At 29.5% G+C, this 17,372-nt stretch carries 14 protein-coding genes; 5 read left to right on the top strand and 9 right to left on the bottom strand.

Annotated elements, in window-relative coordinates; translation table 11 throughout:
• Positions 1-147: 147 nt before the first annotated feature.
• The 6 genes from cmk to UXY25_RS04895 form a co-directional block, all read right to left on the bottom strand.
• Positions 148-840: a (d)CMP kinase gene (gene cmk / locus UXY25_RS04920; protein ID WP_320814887.1), complete on the bottom strand. Its 693-nt coding sequence runs from the start codon at positions 838-840 to the stop codon at positions 148-150.
• Positions 841-842: 2 nt separating this feature from the next.
• Entirely contained in the window at positions 843-1,862 is a 1,020-nt protein-coding gene (gene porQ / locus UXY25_RS04915) for a type IX secretion system protein PorQ (protein WP_320814886.1), read from the bottom strand.
• Positions 1,863-1,978: 116 nt separating this feature from the next.
• The gene (lon, locus tag UXY25_RS04910) at positions 1,979-4,432 is read right to left on the bottom strand and encodes an endopeptidase La (RefSeq protein WP_320814885.1); all 2,454 of its coding nucleotides are present in this window, start codon (positions 4,430-4,432) and stop codon (positions 1,979-1,981) included.
• Between the two features lie 196 nt (positions 4,433-4,628).
• Positions 4,629-5,186 (bottom strand): DUF6252 family protein, encoded by a 558-nt coding sequence (locus UXY25_RS04905; RefSeq protein ID WP_320814884.1) that lies wholly within the window; start codon positions 5,184-5,186, stop codon positions 4,629-4,631.
• Positions 5,187-5,227: 41 nt separating this feature from the next.
• On the bottom strand, positions 5,228-6,613 hold the full coding sequence (locus tag UXY25_RS04900; RefSeq protein WP_320814917.1) for an MFS transporter: 1,386 nt from the start codon (positions 6,611-6,613) through the stop codon (positions 5,228-5,230).
• Positions 6,614-6,674: 61 nt separating this feature from the next.
• The gene (locus UXY25_RS04895) at positions 6,675-7,493 is read right to left on the bottom strand and encodes a M48 family metallopeptidase (RefSeq protein ID WP_320814883.1); all 819 of its coding nucleotides are present in this window, start codon (positions 7,491-7,493) and stop codon (positions 6,675-6,677) included.
• Positions 7,494-7,619: 126 nt separating this feature from the next.
• On the opposite strand from UXY25_RS04895, the gene UXY25_RS04890 reads away from it, so the two are divergent.
• A complete protein-coding gene (locus tag UXY25_RS04890) occupies positions 7,620-8,480 on the top strand; it encodes an alpha/beta hydrolase (protein ID WP_320814882.1) in 861 nt (286 codons plus the stop codon).
• On the opposite strand, the gene corA is transcribed toward UXY25_RS04890, so the two are convergent.
• The gene (corA, locus tag UXY25_RS04885) at positions 8,477-9,547 is read right to left on the bottom strand and encodes a magnesium/cobalt transporter CorA (protein ID WP_320814881.1); all 1,071 of its coding nucleotides are present in this window, start codon (positions 9,545-9,547) and stop codon (positions 8,477-8,479) included. The two genes, UXY25_RS04890 and corA, sit on opposite strands and share 4 nt — an antisense overlap.
• A 72-nt stretch (positions 9,548-9,619) precedes the next feature.
• Here corA and hutI point away from each other — a divergent pair, with 72 nt between their 5' ends.
• Entirely contained in the window at positions 9,620-10,858 is a 1,239-nt protein-coding gene (hutI, locus tag UXY25_RS04880) for an imidazolonepropionase (RefSeq protein ID WP_320814880.1), read from the top strand.
• 48 nt (positions 10,859-10,906) lie between these two features.
• Here the strand turns inward: hutI and UXY25_RS04875 are convergent, their stop codons facing one another.
• The gene (locus tag UXY25_RS04875; protein WP_320814879.1) at positions 10,907-11,785 is read right to left on the bottom strand and encodes a hypothetical protein; all 879 of its coding nucleotides are present in this window, start codon (positions 11,783-11,785) and stop codon (positions 10,907-10,909) included.
• A 115-nt stretch (positions 11,786-11,900) separates the two neighbouring features.
• Here UXY25_RS04875 and UXY25_RS04870 point away from each other — a divergent pair, with 115 nt between their 5' ends.
• The 3 genes from UXY25_RS04870 to UXY25_RS04860 all read left to right on the top strand — a co-directional run bounded on the left by UXY25_RS04870 (position 11,901) and on the right by UXY25_RS04860 (position 15,157).
• A complete protein-coding gene (locus UXY25_RS04870; RefSeq protein WP_320814878.1) occupies positions 11,901-12,923 on the top strand; it encodes a formimidoylglutamase in 1,023 nt (340 codons plus the stop codon).
• A gap of 136 nt (positions 12,924-13,059) precedes the next feature.
• Complete coding sequence (locus UXY25_RS04865) at positions 13,060-14,304, top strand: DEAD/DEAH box helicase (RefSeq protein WP_320814877.1); 1,245 nt, start codon at positions 13,060-13,062, stop codon at positions 14,302-14,304.
• 79 nt (positions 14,305-14,383) lie between these two features.
• A complete protein-coding gene (locus UXY25_RS04860; RefSeq protein ID WP_320814876.1) occupies positions 14,384-15,157 on the top strand; it encodes a sulfite exporter TauE/SafE family protein in 774 nt (257 codons plus the stop codon).
• On the opposite strand, the gene UXY25_RS04855 is transcribed toward UXY25_RS04860, so the two are convergent.
• Complete coding sequence (locus UXY25_RS04855) at positions 15,154-17,361, bottom strand: ATP-binding protein (RefSeq protein ID WP_320814875.1); 2,208 nt, start codon at positions 17,359-17,361, stop codon at positions 15,154-15,156. The two genes, UXY25_RS04860 and UXY25_RS04855, sit on opposite strands and share 4 nt — an antisense overlap.
• Positions 17,362-17,372: the final 11 nt, after the last annotated feature.

Raw genomic sequence — 17,372 nt, 5'->3', positions numbered from 1 at the left:
TCAGTTTTGATAACAACAGAAGTGTTAAATTATTTAGTTTATACCTAATTGGAAACCCAATACTGCCAAAAGGTGTGCAAAGGTAATACTATAATTTTGATTTACAAAAGCTTAGATAAATAAAAAATGAAGTATGTTTTTGAAAAATTATTTAGATTTGAATTTTTCATTAACCATTGCAATGACTAAGTTAAATTGTTCTTCTTTAGACATTGAAGAATTATCAATTTCAATAGCGTCTAAAGCTTTTATTAATGGTGAATCTTCTCTATGGGTGTCAATATAATCTCTTTCTTGAACATTTTGCAAAACCTCATCAAATGTTACCATTTGTCCTTTTTCAACTAATTCGTCAAAACGACGTTGTGCTCTTGTTTCAGCTGAAGCAGTCATGAACAACTTTAATTCAGCATCTGGAAAAACGACAGTTCCAATATCTCTTCCATCCATAACAACCGCTTTGTTTTTACCCATTTGCTGTTGTTGCTTTACCAACATTGATCTTACTTCTGAAATTTCTGCAATTTTACTAACACACCTAGACACATTAATTGTGCGAATTTCATTTTCAATGTTTACTTGGTTTAAAAACATTTCTGCAAAACCTAATTGTTCGTTGAAACGAAATTCTAAATTTATACTAGACAAATTATTAATTACTTCAACAGTATTTAAATTGGTTTCAGAAACCCAACCCTTTTTCATCGCAAAATAAGTGACTGCACGATACATTGCGCCAGTATCCACATAAGCATACCCCAATTGGTTAGCTAATTGTTTTGCTAAAGTACTTTTCCCTGTTGACGAAAACCCGTCTATTGCAATTGTAATTTTTTTCAATATTAATCTAAATTAATCATTATGCCAAACAAACTTGTGTTTGCTGCAACTGTATATTTTGAATACGAATAATCAAATCGTACTTTATTAAATCTTATTCCGAAACCAGCTGAAATTCCAGAAAAATTTCTTTGATCCACAATTCTTAGCTCTTCTCCTCTTCTAAAGTTATATCCTAATCGAATACTAAACCCTTTTTCAGGAAAAAGTTCTGCTCCCAAAATCACATGTCGTAATGCATTGTTGAAAAAAGATACTTTTTCTTCGTTTGTTTCACCGTCTAAAGTAGATTCTCCTCTATTTGGATTTGAAAAAGCTATATTCCATTGTTGTAAATTTTCTAATGTTAAATGCCAACGAATAGGAACATTTTCCATTAATTGAGAAACTCCTGCATCAATAGATAAAGGTAATTTCTCATTTACATTATCATATGGTTTTATTTGAAATCCTAAGTTTCGAACGGTTAAACCGTAATTAATATCATTTTTATAATCAACATAAAGAAAACCTAAATCTACCGCAGTTCCCCATGAATTATAGGTTTCTAAAGTAGATGAAATTAATTTTACATTAGCTCCCACAAACATATCGGTCCAGGGAATATTATAGGCATATCCTAAAGAAAGGGCAGCTTCGCTTCCTGTGAAATCAGAAGTTAAATTTCCTAATTCATCTCTTCCCTCAAACGTACCGTAATTTACATAACTAACACCTGCATGAAAAGTTTGAAGATGTCTGTCCCATGTATAAGCATAAGCAGCTGTTCCATATGTGACTTCGCCATAATAATTACTATAATTAACAGCTAATCGTTTATTCATTTTTTCATTAATTGTTGCTGGGTTATAAAAAACCTGATTAACATCGTAATCTACAACAGTAACGGTTTTTCCCCCTAATGCTGCTTGCCGTGGAGATTGAACTAGGTTCAAAAACTGATATACATACTTACCACCTATTTGTCCCAACATACTGGAAGAAAAAAGTAAAAAAGTAAAAGCAATCAATTTTTTGTTCATTAAATCTAATTCTAAAAGCTATAACGCTTATGCGAAGATAAAATTATAAAGCAATATATAAAAAACAAATTCCAACTAAATATTTGAGTTGGAATTTGAGTTTGAAAACATCGTAATTAACTTAATTTCTTAGCGTTATTTACTTTTTGATTTGTAATAGCAATATCAATTACTTCACTCATTCTATCGACATAATGAAATGTAAGTCCTTTTAAATAATTTGGATTAATCTCTTCAATATCACTTTTATTTTCTTGACAAAGAATAATCTCTTTGATATTTGCTCTTTTTGCAGCTAGAATTTTTTCTTTAATTCCTCCTACAGGCAACACTTTACCTCTTAACGTAATTTCTCCAGTCATGGCTAGTCCTTTCTTTACTTTTTTCTGGGTAAAGGTTGAAACCATAGACGTTAGCATTGCAATACCTGCACTTGGTCCGTCTTTTGGCGTAGCGCCGGAAGGAACATGAATGTGAATATTGTTTGTAGTTAATAGCTCAGGGTCAATTGAAAGTAATTCTGCATTTGAACGAATGTATTCTAAAGCAATCGTAACCGATTCTTTCATTACAGTTCCTAAATTACCTGTCATACTCATTGTGCCTTTCCCTTTTGACACAGAAGATTCAATAAATAGAATATCTCCTCCTACTGAAGTCCAAGCCAAACCAGTAACAACGCCTGCGACATCATTATTTTCGTATTTATCTCTTTCTAAACGTGGAGCTTTAAGAACACTTAAAATATCTTCGTTGGTTACTTTTACATTATACTCCTCCTCCATTGCAATAGATTTAGCAGCATTACGAACTATTTGAGCGATTTTCTTTTCCAATCCTCTCACTCCCGATTCACGAGTATATCCTACAACAATTTTCTCTAATTGTTTTTTATCAATTTGTAAATCTGAAGGCTTTAATCCGTGTTCTTTTAATTGCTTTGGTAACAAATGTTTTTTAGCAATTTCAACTTTTTCTTCGATAGTATAACCAGACATGTTAATAATCTCCATTCTATCCCTTAAAGCAGGCTGAATGGTCGATAAACTATTTGAAGTTGCAATAAACATTACTTTAGATAAGTCGTACCCCATTTCTAGGAAATTATCATGAAAGTCTGAATTTTGTTCGGGATCTAAAACTTCCAATAATGCTGAAGATGGGTCTCCACTATGACTAGTTGATAACTTGTCTATTTCATCTAAAACAAAAACAGGATTTGAAGTCTTTGCTTTTTTAATAGATTGAATAATTCTTCCTGGCATTGCACCAATATAAGTTTTTCTATGCCCTCTTATTTCAGCTTCATCTCTTAATCCGCCTAATGAAACTCTAACATATTCTCTTCCCAAAGCTTCTGCTACAGATTTCCCAATTGAAGTCTTTCCTACTCCCGGAGGGCCATATAAACAGATAATAGGTGATTTCATGTCGTTACGCAATTTAAGAACTGCTAAATGCTCTATAATTCGTTTTTTAACGTCATCTAAACCATGATGGTCTCTATCTAATATTTTTTGTGCTCGTTTTAAATCAAATTTATCTTTTGAAAATTCATTCCAAGGTAATTCAAGAAACAATTCAATATAATTCCGTTGAATACCAAAATCAGGCGAATTTGGATTTGTTCGTTGTAATTTTGAAAGTTCCTTATTGAAATGAGCTCCGGTTTTTTCATCCCATTTTTTTAGCTTTGCTTTCTCTCGCATTTCTTCAATTTCCGCATCATGAGAAACACCACCCAATTCTTCTTGGATTGTTTTCATTTGTTGTTGTAAGAAATATTCGCGTTGTTGCTGGTCTAAATCAAAACGAACTTTAGACTGAATATCGTTTTTAAGTTCTAATTTTTGTAATTCTAAATTCATGAAACGCAATGTTTCCAATGCTCTTTCTTTCAAATTATGAATTGACAAAAGATTTTGTTTGTCAATAACTGAAAGATTCATATTTGAAGAAACAAAGTTGATTAAAAACGGATTAGACTCAATGTTTTTAATTGCAAATGTAGCTTCCGTTGGAATATTCGGGCTTTCTTTAATTATTTCAATAGCCAATTCTTTAATAGAATCAACAATTGTATCAAATTCGGTATCGCTATTTTCTGGTCTTTCTTCAGCAACTTCTCTAATTGTTGCCTTCATATAAGGCTCTTCTTGAGTAAAAGTATCTATTTCAAACCTTTTTTTTCCTTGAAGAATAACGGTTGTATTTCCATCAGGCATTTTTAAAACACGAATAATTCGTGCCACTGTCCCTATTTTATGAACATCGTTTGGAGTAGGTTCTTCTACATTTTCGTCAATTTGCGCAACAACACCAATAACTTTACCGCTTGCATTAGCATCATTTATCAGTTTTATTGATTTATCTCTACCTGCAGTAATAGGAATTACAACACCAGGAAATAAAACCATATTCCTTAATGAAAGAATAGGTAAATCTGAAGGCAATTCTTCTTTGTTCATTTCCTCCTCATCTTCTGGAGTTAAAAGAGGAATTAATTCGGCATCTGAATTTATTTCTTGCAGTGACAAATTGTCAAGCGTAAGTATTTTTTGATTAGACATATCTATTTTAAAGTCATTTTGTCATTAAACATAATTAAATGGAGAAAGAAGTAAATTGTCGTTTTCATATAAACAACTGTATATCAGTAAAAAAATACTCAATTTACAAGTTCCATAAAGTATAAGGTCAAGTTTTATGCCATAAAAAAATCCCGAAGTTTTAAATCGGGATTTGATTTATAGTATAAGTTAGCTATTAATTAACCGTATTTTCAAATGTAATATTATTAAAAACACCATTTGTAATTGATCTAGTAGTTGTGTCATTAGAATTATAAGCAGTAAAGCTAAATGTTCCTGAAGCTTTGTTGTTAACCGTATCAAAATTTGTAATTGTAACAGTTCCTGTTGAAGTATCAGTTAATTGATTATATGAAGAAAAAGAGCCGTTTATTCCTAATGAAATATCCGTAAACTGAAGTAATGTTAAATTACTAGTATTAAAATTAGCAGGAAAAGTTGCTACTGATGGGTTTAAAACAGTAATTGAAATATTTTTCCCTGTAGTAGTCGATCCTGATATAACAAATTCATTTCCAATTGAAGCAGGTGAATAATCGCCAATAATTGACTCTGATGATGCAATAAAATTTTCGCCATTAACTTTTGCCGTAAAACTAGCAACTGTAATTCCTGAACCTCCTCCAGTACTAATATCTATTGAAGAATCTAATGGCTCAACATCACAAGAAGTAATTGCAGTAAAAGCTAATGTTAAAATTAGAACTGAGAAAATTGATTTTATAGTTTTCATACGTTTATTTTTGTATTTGTTTCCAAATATATATAAATTATTTATATTTTATTTATTGTTTTTTGAACATTGACTAATAAAAACACTCCTATAATAAAAAATACTGCTAAAAACACAATAGCATTTCTCATTGAACCTGATATTTGATCAATACTTGCAAAAATACCCATTCCTATAACAATTCCTATTTTTTCTGCAACATCATAAAAACTAAAGAAAGAAGTAGAATCATTTGTTTGGGGCAATAATTTAGAATAAGTAGACCTTGAGAGGGATTGAATTCCTCCCATTACCAAACCTACAAAACCTGCTGTAATATAAAAATGAATAGGAAGTGTTACAAAAAATGCACATATGCATATAACAGCCCAAATAGAATTAATTATAATTAAGGTCTTAATGTTTCCTATTTTTTCTGAAAGTTTTGATGTTAAAATAGCGCCCACAACAGCAACCAATTGAATAACTAGAATACTTATTATTAATCCTGATGTACGTTGACTATCAGATTCCCATAAAATTTCTTGTTCTCCAAAATAAGTTGCGACCAACATTACTGTTTGAACAGCCATAGAATAAACAAAGAAACTATTTAAATACTTTTTTAAAACTATATTTTCTTCCAATTGATGCCAAACTTTTTTTAACTCTTTATATCCATTGAGAATAACATTCTTTGTAACCTTATTATTTACAGTGTTTTTTGGCAAATAATAGAACGTATATTGACTAAAAATTACCCACCAAATTCCAACAGAAATAAACGAATATTGCATGGCTCTAAATGAGGCGGCATTTTTAGCAGATTCTAAAGCCGTCTCAATTTCTAACGGATTACCAGAATGCATTAAGATTTCAGGTATTGATAAATCAAAACCAAACCATTCTGGTTTCATGACCATAGCTAAATTAAACAACAGCAAAATAACACTCCCAATATAACCTAATGAATAGCCTTTAGCACTTAGTTTATCTTGATCTTCAGGATAAGCAATATCTGGCAAATAAGAATTATAAAAAACCAAACTTCCCCAAAAACCTATTAAACCAAAAAAGAAACATAAAATGCCAAAATATAAATTATCTAATGTAAAAAATGATAGTCCAATACAAGACAATGCCCCCAAATAACAAAAAAACTGCATGAATCGTTTCTTATTTCCTGTGAAATCTGCTATTCCAGAAAGTAATGGTGACATGATAGCTACAATTAAAAAAGCAAAAGCTGTTACAAAACTAATTAAAGCTGTGCTTTTTACTTCATATCCCAAAAATTGTATAGATGTAATTCCTTTTATTTTGAATAATGCACCATAATATATAGGAAAAATAGCTGATGATATTACTAAATTATATACCGAATTTGCCCAATCATAAAATGCCCATGCATTACCTAATTTTTTGCTTCCTTTTTCTAAATTCATAATGGTAATTAAATTAAAAAATCCCGCCAAAGCGGGATTCAAATATACTATATAAATCTAAAACCTATTTAAAAGTAACTCCAAATTTTGCAGCTTCAGCTTTAGCCTGAGGGATTAAAGCAGTTAACTCATTAATTCTAGTTTGATTACTTGGATGAGTACTTAATATTTCTGGTGGAGCTTGACCACTAGAAAGAGCTGACATTCTTTCCCATACTCGTACAGCATTAATTGGGTCGTAACCTGCAATTGCCATTAATGTTAATCCTATTTTATCTGCTTCACTTTCATGACTTCTACTAAAAGGCAGCATTCCACCTACTTGAGAACCTACACCATAAGCTTGCATAATTAAAGCTTGCGTTTGTGGATCTTTGTTACCTACTGCAACTTGAGTACCTACTGCACCTACTTGTTGTAATAATCCAGCACTCATTCTTTGTTGACCATGATTTGCTAATGCATGAGCTACTTCGTGTCCCATTACAGCTGCAATACCACCATCATCTTTACAAACAGGTAAAATTCCTGTATAGAAAACAATTTTTCCACCTGGCATACACCATGCATTTAATTCTTTACTATCAACTAAATTATATTCCCATTCATAACCGTCTAAATAATCAGCATGTCCGTTTGCATTTAACCATCTTTCAGATGCTGTTTTAATTTTCATACCAATAAGTTCAATTTTTTTAGCTTCGGCAGTACCTTTTATTACTTTATTCTCAGATAGAAATTGCCCGTATTGTTGAAATGCTGATGGGAAAATTTGACTATTTGGCACAAGAGCCATAGTGCTTTTACCTGTGAAAGGATTCTTAGCGCATGAGAATACAATTGCTAAAATAATTCCTAACAAAAATTTTATTTTTAAATTCATAGTGTAAATGTTTTTTTACAAAGTTAATTATATTTTTAATCTACTTCAATAATGTTGCCAATATAAATTTAAGATAAGTTTAATATAGTGCTATGATACATTTAATAGTTTTGTAAAAAAAAAGTAATGTCAAAAAGACAAAAAAATATTTCAAGTGATTCAATCCCGAAAATAATTATATTAATTACTAAATCTTTACAAAAAATTTCTACTTCATTAACTGTGAAATTTGCAAAAAAAATATTTTCGACTCCTATAAAATATAAAATTCCGAAGAGAGAATTTGAAATGGATTTAAACTCTAAACAAAAGTTAGTTTTTATTCCTGAAATTTCAAAAAAAATAATGACCTACAAATATGGAACTGGCACTAAAAAAGCTTTATTAGTTCACGGATGGTCTGGTAGAGGAACGCAATTGGTAAAAATAGCAGATCAATTAACTGAATTGGGATACACAACCATTAGTTTTGATGCACCTGCGCACGGAAAATCTCCTGGCTCTACATCCTTAATGATTGAATTCATTGCAAGCATTCTAGAATTAGAAAAAATCTATGGGAAATTTGACCTAGCAGTTGGCCATTCCCTTGGAGGTATGTCTATTTTAAATTCTATTAAACAAGGTTTAAATGTTGATAAAGCAGTTATTATAGGAAGTGGTGATAGCATAAGTGATATTTTACATGATTTTGCAAAAAAGTTAAGTTTAGAACCTAAAATAGCTGATTTAATGAGGGATTCTTATGAAGCAACTTATAAAGAAAAAATGGAAAATTACTCAGGAAGTAATGCTGCTAAAGAAGTTAATGTTCCTATTTTAGTAATCCACGATAAAGATGACGAAGATGTTCCATATACAGCTTCAGTGAATATTGACAAAGTACTAAATAACAGCGAATTATTCCTAACAAACAACTTAGGTCACAGAAAAATATTAGGAAATGAAGATGTTATTTTAAAGATTAAAGATTTTATTTTAAATTAAAACCACTTTTTCTTTTTAAAATAAAACATCATCGCTAAAACAATAAAAATCATTACACCTATCACAATAAAATAACCATTTCTTGCATGTAATTCTGGAATTCTATCAAAGTTCATTCCGTAAATTCCTGCCAAAAAAGTAATGGGCATAAATACTGCTGATACAATGGTTAATGTTTTCATTACTTCATTCATTTTATGACTTTGAGTAGTATAGAAAAAATTACTTGCGCTGTCTAAAGTATGTAAATCATAATCTATTTGATCTAGCAATTCAATTGTTTTCTGGTGTAAGCGCCCAAAAAAGACAAAATTTGTAGGTTCTATGCAGTTAAAGTCATCATCATCTTTAATTGTTTTAATGGTATATAAAGCATCTCTTAATGGAACAATTGCTCTTTTTAGGAAATGAAAAATTTCTCTGTTTTTCTCAATTTCCTCCATTATAGATGGATTATCAGTTGTTTTAGAAGTGCCAACTAATTTTTCTATTTCAATTTCTTTATTATCAATTGTAATGTAAAAATTTTCAATTATAGCATCAAGCATAAGGTATAAAAGATAATCGGTCTTCTTTTTACGAACTAAACCTGAATTTGTTCTCAAACGTTCTCTAATGTGAGTAAAAAAATCACCTCTTTTCTCTTGAAACGAAACAATCAATCCGTCTTGTAAAACGAAACTAATTTGTTCTATAGAAATATTTGTTTTGTCGTCTGTAGGAAGAATCGATTTTATACTAAAGAAAAGAGTGTCATCAAGTTCTTCTAATCTTGTTCCTCTTGAAATATTAAGAACATCCGAAACAATAATGCTGTTAATATTTAAACTTTCTGATAAATTTTTAATTAAATCCACATTCTTTAGACCATGTACATTTATCCAATTATTATCTATCGAAGATTTATTATTTAAAATTTCATCAATTCCAATGTCCTTAAATTCATTTACCTCCTTTTCATTGTAAACAAACAATTGCATTTCGGTATTCTTGTCTGTATAAATACCTGTATATTCTAATGGAGTTGGTTGAACCCTTCTTCCTTTTTTGTATTTTAATCGTCTCAAATCTGTAAAATTTACTATAAAGATAGGAGTTTTTAAAAATGGACCTTATTTTTACCAAAATATTTTTAGAAAATGAAAACATTATTCATCAACATAAAAGAATTACTTCAAGTTAGAGAAATCTCAATCGATAAAGTTTCTGGAAAAGAAATGGCTACGTTGCCAATAATTAAAGAAGCATTCTTATTAATTGAAAATGATACAATAATTGATTTTGGTTCAATGAAATCATGCCCTGAAGTTGATAACGCTACGACTATAGATGTCACTGGAAAAGTTATTTTGCCAACATGGGTAGACAGTCATACTCATATTGTATACGCAGGAAATAGAATTCAAGAGTTTGTAGATCGAATCAATGGCTTAACTTATGAAGAAATATTTAATAGAGGTGGCGGAATTTTAAATTCGGCAAGAAACTTAAATGAAACTACTGAAGATGAAATTTACGAACAGTCTAAAATTCGTTTAGAAGAAATAATAAAACAAGGAACTGGTGCAGTAGAAATTAAATCGGGTTATGGATTAACAGTTGAAGGAGAATTAAAAATGCTTCGTGTAATTAAACGTTTAAAGGAGAACTATGCTTTACCAATTAAAGCTACTTTTCTTGGAGCTCATGCATTCCCTACTGAATATAAAGAGAATCATGCTGCATATATCGATTTAATCATTAATGAAATGTTGCCTAAAATTGCGGAAGAAAATCTTGCCGATTATATTGATGCATTTTTAGAAACAGGTTACTTTTCGGTTGCAGAAACTATAAAAATTATGGAAGCTGGTAAAAAATATGGTTTAATTCCAAAAATTCATGTCAATCAATTTACTGCAATTGAAGGAATTAAAGCATGTGTTAAAAATGGTGCTTTAAGTGTAGATCATTTAGAAATTGTTACCGATGAAGATATTGAAGTTTTAAAAAACAGCAACACAATGCCTGTTGCTTTACCTAGCTGTTCGTATTTTATTAGCATTCCTTATACTCCAGCGAGAAAAATGATCAATGCAGGCTTACCAATTGCTTTAGCTACCGATTACAACCCTGGCACTACTCCATCTGGAAATATGAATTTTGTAGTAGCAACAGCCTGTATAAAAATGAAAATGACTCCAGAAGAAGCTATAAATGCTGCAACAATAAATGGCGCTTATGCAATGGGAATTTCTGAAACGCATGGAAGTATTACCAGAGGCAAAAAAGCTAATATTATATTAACAAAACCTATAACAACTTATTATCAATTGCCATATGAGTTTGGCAGTAATTTAATTGATAGAGTTATGATAAATGGTGAGTTTATATCATAAAAAAAGAGCGACAATTGTCGCTCTTTTTTTATGCTCTTTTATGAAATATTATCTCAAAGAAAAACTAGTTTTAGAAACCATTTCCCCTGTTGCGTTAAACACATTCACAAAGTAAGAACCCGGTTGAAAGTCTTTTCCTGCAACTTCTTGTTTTACTTGTACTGTTTTGTTTTCAAATTTCACTTTAGTAATAAAAGTATAAGTTAAAGATTTATCTCCCATTGGAATAGTTTCTTTATCTCCTAGAATATTATTTTTTGCATCAATAATTTGAACATAGTAAGTTCTATCTCCTGATTTAGCAATTTGGTTTTCAGCAATTAAAAAACTAATTTTTAATTTATCCGCTCTACTTGCTTTATCAGTTTCAATTTGTTTTCCAGAACTTCTTTCTTTTACAGCCAATACATTTAAGTTTAAAACTGAAAGTTTTGAACCTTTTTCAACTGTTTTAGTCAAATTATCATTCTGAGAAACTAAAGTGTCATTGAATTTTTTAGCATCAGTTAAAACAATTTTAGTACTATCTAGACTAGATGTTAAAACTACATTTTGCTCTTTTAATAATTTATTTTCAGCAACTAAATTATCCATATCTCTCTTTAAACGGAAATACTGATCTTTATACTTTCTCATTGCAGCTGCATCTCCTTTTGATTTTTCGATAGCAACCAAAAGCTTTTCCATTTCTTCTTTTTGCGCTTCAAAATCAGCCTTAAGAGCATTGTCATCAGCAATTAAAGTATCATATGCAGCGATTTTTGCTTTTAAATCATTTACTAATGTTTCCTTTTCAGAAGTTAAAGTTGTAACTGTTTCCTTATTGTCAGATGTCATCTTATAAATATAAGCTCCGCTTCCTAATAATAATAAACCTAAAACTACTACTGCAGCTTTTAATCCTGAATTGTTTTGCTTGTTTTCCATTTAAAAATATAGATATTTGGTTAAATTAATAACAAAAATACAATAAAAAACTATTTTTCCCATTTTGAATTAAAGTTATTTTAAAATAGTATTTTTGATTGCAATTTTTTAATCAATGGAAAACATAAAATTACTGTCGGCAAAAGAGCTTGCAAAAATCACTCAACATAGAAGCGGCGAAATAAAATTTGGTGAAAAAATACAGCTTATTCCACCAGATGTTGATGTATTTAATTTCATTAAAGAATCATCAGCTAATTACGTTTTATTAGGCATTCCTGAGGATATTGGCGTTAGAGCTAATAGAGGAAGAGCTGGAACTTCAACTGCATTTGAATCAACTTTAAAAAGTTTAGTTAATATTCAACATAATAAATTTTGCAAAGGAAGCAATCTAATAATCCTTGGAGAATTAGATGTTGAAAATGAAATGGCATTAGCCCAAAATTTAGATTCATCTAACAAAGATGACAGGAAACAATTATTTAGTTTAGTTGAAAAAATAGATAAAGAAGTATCTCATACAATTCATCAAATAATAAAAGCGGGTAAAAAACCAATAATTATAGGTGGCGGACATAATAATGCTTACGGAAATATAAAAGGTCTAGCGCTTGCTAAAGGGAAACCAGTTAATGCTGTAAACTTTGATCCTCATACCGATTTTAGAATCTTAGAAGGAAGACATTCTGGAAACGGATTTAGTTACGCATATGAAGAAGGGTTTTTAAAAAAATATTTCATTTTTGGTTTACATGAAAGTTATATTTCTAAAGGAGTTCAAAGTACAATTAAATCAATTGCCGCGAGGGTGAAATTTACTACTTATGAAGAAATTGAGATTCGTAAAGAAAAAACATTCTATGATCAATTAAACGAAGCCTTACAGTTTATTAAAAATGACCCCTTTGGAATTGAAATGGATTTAGATGCAATACCAGGAATTCATACAAGTGCTATGACATTAAGCGGATTTAGTGTACAACAAGCACGACAATTCATACATCATTTTGCGTCAAATAAAAATGCTTCATACATACATATTTGCGAAGGAGCTCCTACTTTAGACGAAAGCAACAACAATCAACTAACTGGTAAATTGATTGCTTATATGATAACTGATTTTATGAAATCGTAATTAACATGAAGTTTTTTGAATAAAAACACCAATAATTGAAAACGATACATATTTGACCGCTAAAAAATAAAATTTACAAATATGAAAAGTTAATATAAATCACTAACTTTCATTACTTTACAAAAAAAAAAAAATAATGACTTTTAAAGAATTACACTTAATAAACCCAATACAAGAAGCTTTAAATGATTTAGGCTATGCTGCTCCTACTTCAATACAAGAACAAGCTATTCCAGAAGTTTTAAAAGGTCAGGATTTAGTGGCTTGCGCACAAACAGGGACAGGAAAAACAGGTGCTTTTGCTATTCCAATTATTAATTACATTCATAAAATCGTTGGTTCGGCTAAAAAAGCTAAAAAGATAAGAACCTTAGTAATAACTCCAACTAGAGAATTGGCACATCAAATTTCTGATAGTTTTAATGATTATGGTAAATATACCAACATTAAATCGATGGTTATTTATGGTGGTGTTAGTCAAAATCCACAAGTTGACCAATTAAAAAAAGGTATTGATGTATTAATTGCTACTCCAGGAAGATTATTAGACTTACACAAGCAAGGTTTTATTGATTTAAACCATTTGCATCATTTAGTACTTGATGAAGCTGATCAAATGCTTGATATGGGTTTTATTAACGATGTTAAAAAAATAATTAAATTAACTCCCGAAAACAGACAAACATTAATGTTTTCTGCAACAATGCCAATTGCTGTAAGAGAACTTGCAGATGCCTTTTTAACTAAACCAAAATATATTATAGTAGATCCTGTTTCGAGTACTGCAGATAATATAACTCAAAAAGTATATTTTGTTGAAAAAGAAGATAAAAGAAAACTATTATATCATATTATTAAAAACGATGGTATCAAAAACGCTCTTGTCTTTACTAGAACAAAACATGGTGCTGATAATGTTGTTAAAGCCTTAACAAAACAAGGCGTTACTTGTGCAGCAATTCATGGAGACAAAACTCAAACTTCGAGACAAAGTGTGTTAGAAGAATTTAAAAATCAAGAAATTTCAATTTTGGTAGCTACTGATATTGCAGCAAGAGGAATTGATATTGAAAATTTACCTTATGTAATTAATTTTGACTTACCTAATATTTCTGAAACCTATGTTCATAGAATAGGAAGAACTGGTAGAGCAGGAAATTCTGGTATTGCACTTACTTTTTGTGGAAAAGACGAAAGAGTATATTTAACAGAAATTGAACGATTGATTAGAATGAAGGTTAAAGAAATAAAAGATCATCCTTATCCTTGGAATAATGAAAGTGCAAAAGTAGATGCAAAACCCGATTTAAGAAATAAAAAGAAAAAGGATAATTCTAGAAAATCAGAAGCTTCTAAGAAAAACAAAAAACGCTGGTATTAGTTTATTAAATTGTTAATCATAATTTCGAATTGGTTTCAATATATCAATTGAATTACCTTTGACATTTTTATTTTATATCATGGATTATATCATCATTTGTATTGTTTCGCTTTTAGCTTCTGGATTAACTCTATTCTCTGGTTTTGGACTTGGAACCATTCTTCTTCCTGTTTTCGCACTCTTTTTTCCTGTAGAAATAGCAATAACTTTAACTGCAATTGTCCATTTTTTGAATAATTTATTTAAATTGGCTTTATTAGGTAAACATGCAAACTACAAGGTTATTGTTGCTTTTGGAGTTCCTGCAATTCTTTTTGCTTTTCTAGGCGCTTATACTTTAAAGTATTTAACAGGCCTTGCTCCTCTTTTTGATTATACTTTATTTGACAAACAATTTTATATTGAGCCTTTAAAAGTTGTTATAGGATTATTGCTAATATTCTTTGCGCTACTAGATATAATACCAAAATTGAAAAACTTACAATTTGATCAAAAATATTTGCCTTTTGGAGGTGTTTTAAGCGGTTATTTTGGAGGTTTGTCTGGACATCAAGGAGCTTTGAGAAGTGCTTTCTTAATTAGAGCAAAGCTTTCTAAAGAAGCGTTTATTGCAACAGGAGTTGTAATTGCTTGTGTAATTGACATTTCAAGACTAAGTGTTTATGCAGAAACGATTATTGAGCAAAAGGACATTTTAAATTATTCGCTTGTAATCGCTGCAACAATTGCTGCTTTTTTTGGAGCATATTTTGGGAATAAATTAGTTAAAAAAGTTACAATTGATTCTTTACAAAAGTTTGTTGCTTTTCTATTAATTGTATTTTCATTCTTTTTTATACTTGGAATTATTTAAAGAGTTTTTTCATTGATAAGTTTGTAAATCATTTGAAATAATTTTGCTGGCTCAAATGGTTTTACAATAACATCATTTATATCAGCCTCAATCATTTTTTCTTCAATTTCCTGCCTGTCAAATGCAGTAACGGCAATAATAGGAATTCTGATACCATTGCTCCTAATGATTTTTGTAGTTTCAAAACCATTAATTTTTGGCATGTTTATATCCATAAGTATAGCATCAAATTCTTCGTGCTTTAACACATCAATTGCTTTAAAACCATCATCAACTATTGTACATATGAATTTATGGTTTTCTAATAAACGTTTTGTAACAACTTGGTTTATTTTGTTGTCTTCAACTATTAAAATTCTATAATTAGAATAATCAGATAAGTCTACTTCGGTTGAATTAATCGTTTCAATTAATTTATCTACTCCCGATTCAAAAGGTAATTCAACTATAAAGGTAGTTCCAAATCCTTCTTCACTTTCTAATTTTACTGAGCCTTGAAATAAATTAACTAACTTTTTAACAATAGTTAAGCCTAATCCTGTTCCTTGATAATCATCTTCCCTTCTCTCAATTTGAACAAATTTATCAAAAACAGCTTCTTGATATTCAACAGGAATTCCTATTCCATCATCAATCACTTTTAAAACAAGTTTAAGGTTACTACCATTTATATCTTCAGCTTTCGCGATTACTTTAACGGTTCCATTATTGGTAAACTTCAACGAATTACTCAGTAAGTTTATAAGTATTTGAGAGAGTCTAATTTTATCGCCATATAGAAATTCGGGTATACTTTTATCAATTTCAAAAACCATTTTATTGTTGTTTGAGATTGCAATAATTCGCAATGAATCTATAATGGTTTCTAGTTCATCTTCTAAATTAAATAAAACACTTTCGAGAACAATTTTTTGTTCTTCAATTTTATAAACTTTTAAAATATCGTTTACTAAGGCTAATAAGTATTTTGCTGAAAATTTAAGTGATTTTAAATGTTGACTGCCTCTTAATTCTTTATGTTCTTCTTCAATAATATCAGTTATACCAATAACACCATATAAAGGAGTTCTAAGTTCATGACTAATATTAGAAATAAATTGGGTTTTAATGTTTGAAGCTTCTTCAGCCTTTTCTTTCGCAATAACTAACTCTTCATTAGCAAGTTGTAGTTTTAAATTTGAATTTAATCTTCTTTTATTATTTTTGATTAATGAAAATAATAATATAAAAAGAATAGTAAAAATGATAAAGAATAAGAAAATTACAACTTTAGTTTGAAAAATCCTTTCATCTTGTATTACTTTTTCTGCCTCAATTTGTTCAATTTTTCTTTTTGATTCATTCTTTTCTATATCTTGACTAGCTAAACCAACTTCTTTTGTTCTTTCATCATTATAGATAAGGTCTTGAAGAGAATCATGTTTTCTAAGAAAATCATAAGCTTTTACAAAATCTTTCTTTTTAAAGTAAAAATTAGAAATATCCTTATACGTATTTGAAACATGAGAATTGATGAATTCAACTTCATTTTGAAAACAGTATTCTAACGATTTTAAATAATAATACTCTGCTTTTTCATCTTGATTCAATTGATTATAATAATCCGCATAAAGAGCATTTAAAGTTATTTTAGCTTCAACATCTCCTTTTGTATCAACATATTTTTTAGCTTCATTTAAATAAACTATTCCATTTTGATAATCGCCCATTGAAAAATAGGCTGTTACCATATTTAATTTAGTAAAGGTGATTTCGTAGTCATCTTTGAGCTTAATTGAGTATTTGAGTCCTATTTTATAATACTTAATACTTTCCTTAAAGTCAATTTTATTGTAACTATATAAATTAGCAATATTATTTGACAACCAACATTTTATAGTGTCATTAGACGTTTTATTAGCATAATCTAAACCTTTTTTATAATATTCAATTGCTTTTTTTTTATCTGAAAAATCAGCAAAATTTAATCCAATAAGGTTGTAAGATTTAGCAGCTAATTCATTTTCATTTAGTTTAATTGAATACTCTAAAGCTTTATTAGCAAATTGCAATGACTTATCGCTTTCTAAATTTAGAAAGTGCTTCCCTGAATTTGATAACCATACTTTAATATCTTTTTCAGAAAATTCTTTTTCTTGAGAAAAAACATTTCCTGAGATTATTGAGGTTAAAAATAGTAATACTAATACTCTAATTTTTATCATTATTTAATCTC

Origin of the sequence: Flavobacterium sp. (assembly GCF_034111225.1) — a bacterium.
Lineage (GTDB): Bacteria > Bacteroidota > Bacteroidia > Flavobacteriales > Flavobacteriaceae > Flavobacterium.
The sequence above is the reverse complement of the archived record's forward strand: the minus strand, read 5'-3'. Positions and strand labels throughout refer to the sequence as shown.

Coding starts and splice junctions, on each gene's coding strand:
- porQ (WP_320814886.1), bottom strand. CDS start 1,862: ATGAACAAAAAATTGATTGCTTTTACTTTTTTACTTTTTTCTTCCAGT.
- lon (WP_320814885.1), bottom strand. CDS start 4,432: ATGTCTAATCAAAAAATACTTACGCTTGACAATTTGTCACTGCAAGAA.
- UXY25_RS04905 (WP_320814884.1), bottom strand. CDS start 5,186: ATGAAAACTATAAAATCAATTTTCTCAGTTCTAATTTTAACATTAGCT.
- UXY25_RS04895 (WP_320814883.1), bottom strand. CDS start 7,493: ATGAATTTAAAAATAAAATTTTTGTTAGGAATTATTTTAGCAATTGTA.
- UXY25_RS04890 (WP_320814882.1), top strand. CDS start 7,620: ATGTCAAAAAGACAAAAAAATATTTCAAGTGATTCAATCCCGAAAATA.
- hutI (WP_320814880.1), top strand. CDS start 9,620: ATGAAAACATTATTCATCAACATAAAAGAATTACTTCAAGTTAGAGAA.
- UXY25_RS04875 (WP_320814879.1), bottom strand. CDS start 11,785: ATGGAAAACAAGCAAAACAATTCAGGATTAAAAGCTGCAGTAGTAGTT.
- UXY25_RS04870 (WP_320814878.1), top strand. CDS start 11,901: ATGGAAAACATAAAATTACTGTCGGCAAAAGAGCTTGCAAAAATCACT.
- UXY25_RS04865 (WP_320814877.1), top strand. CDS start 13,060: ATGACTTTTAAAGAATTACACTTAATAAACCCAATACAAGAAGCTTTA.
- UXY25_RS04860 (WP_320814876.1), top strand. CDS start 14,384: ATGGATTATATCATCATTTGTATTGTTTCGCTTTTAGCTTCTGGATTA.
- UXY25_RS04855 (WP_320814875.1), bottom strand. CDS start 17,361: ATGATAAAAATTAGAGTATTAGTATTACTATTTTTAACCTCAATAATC.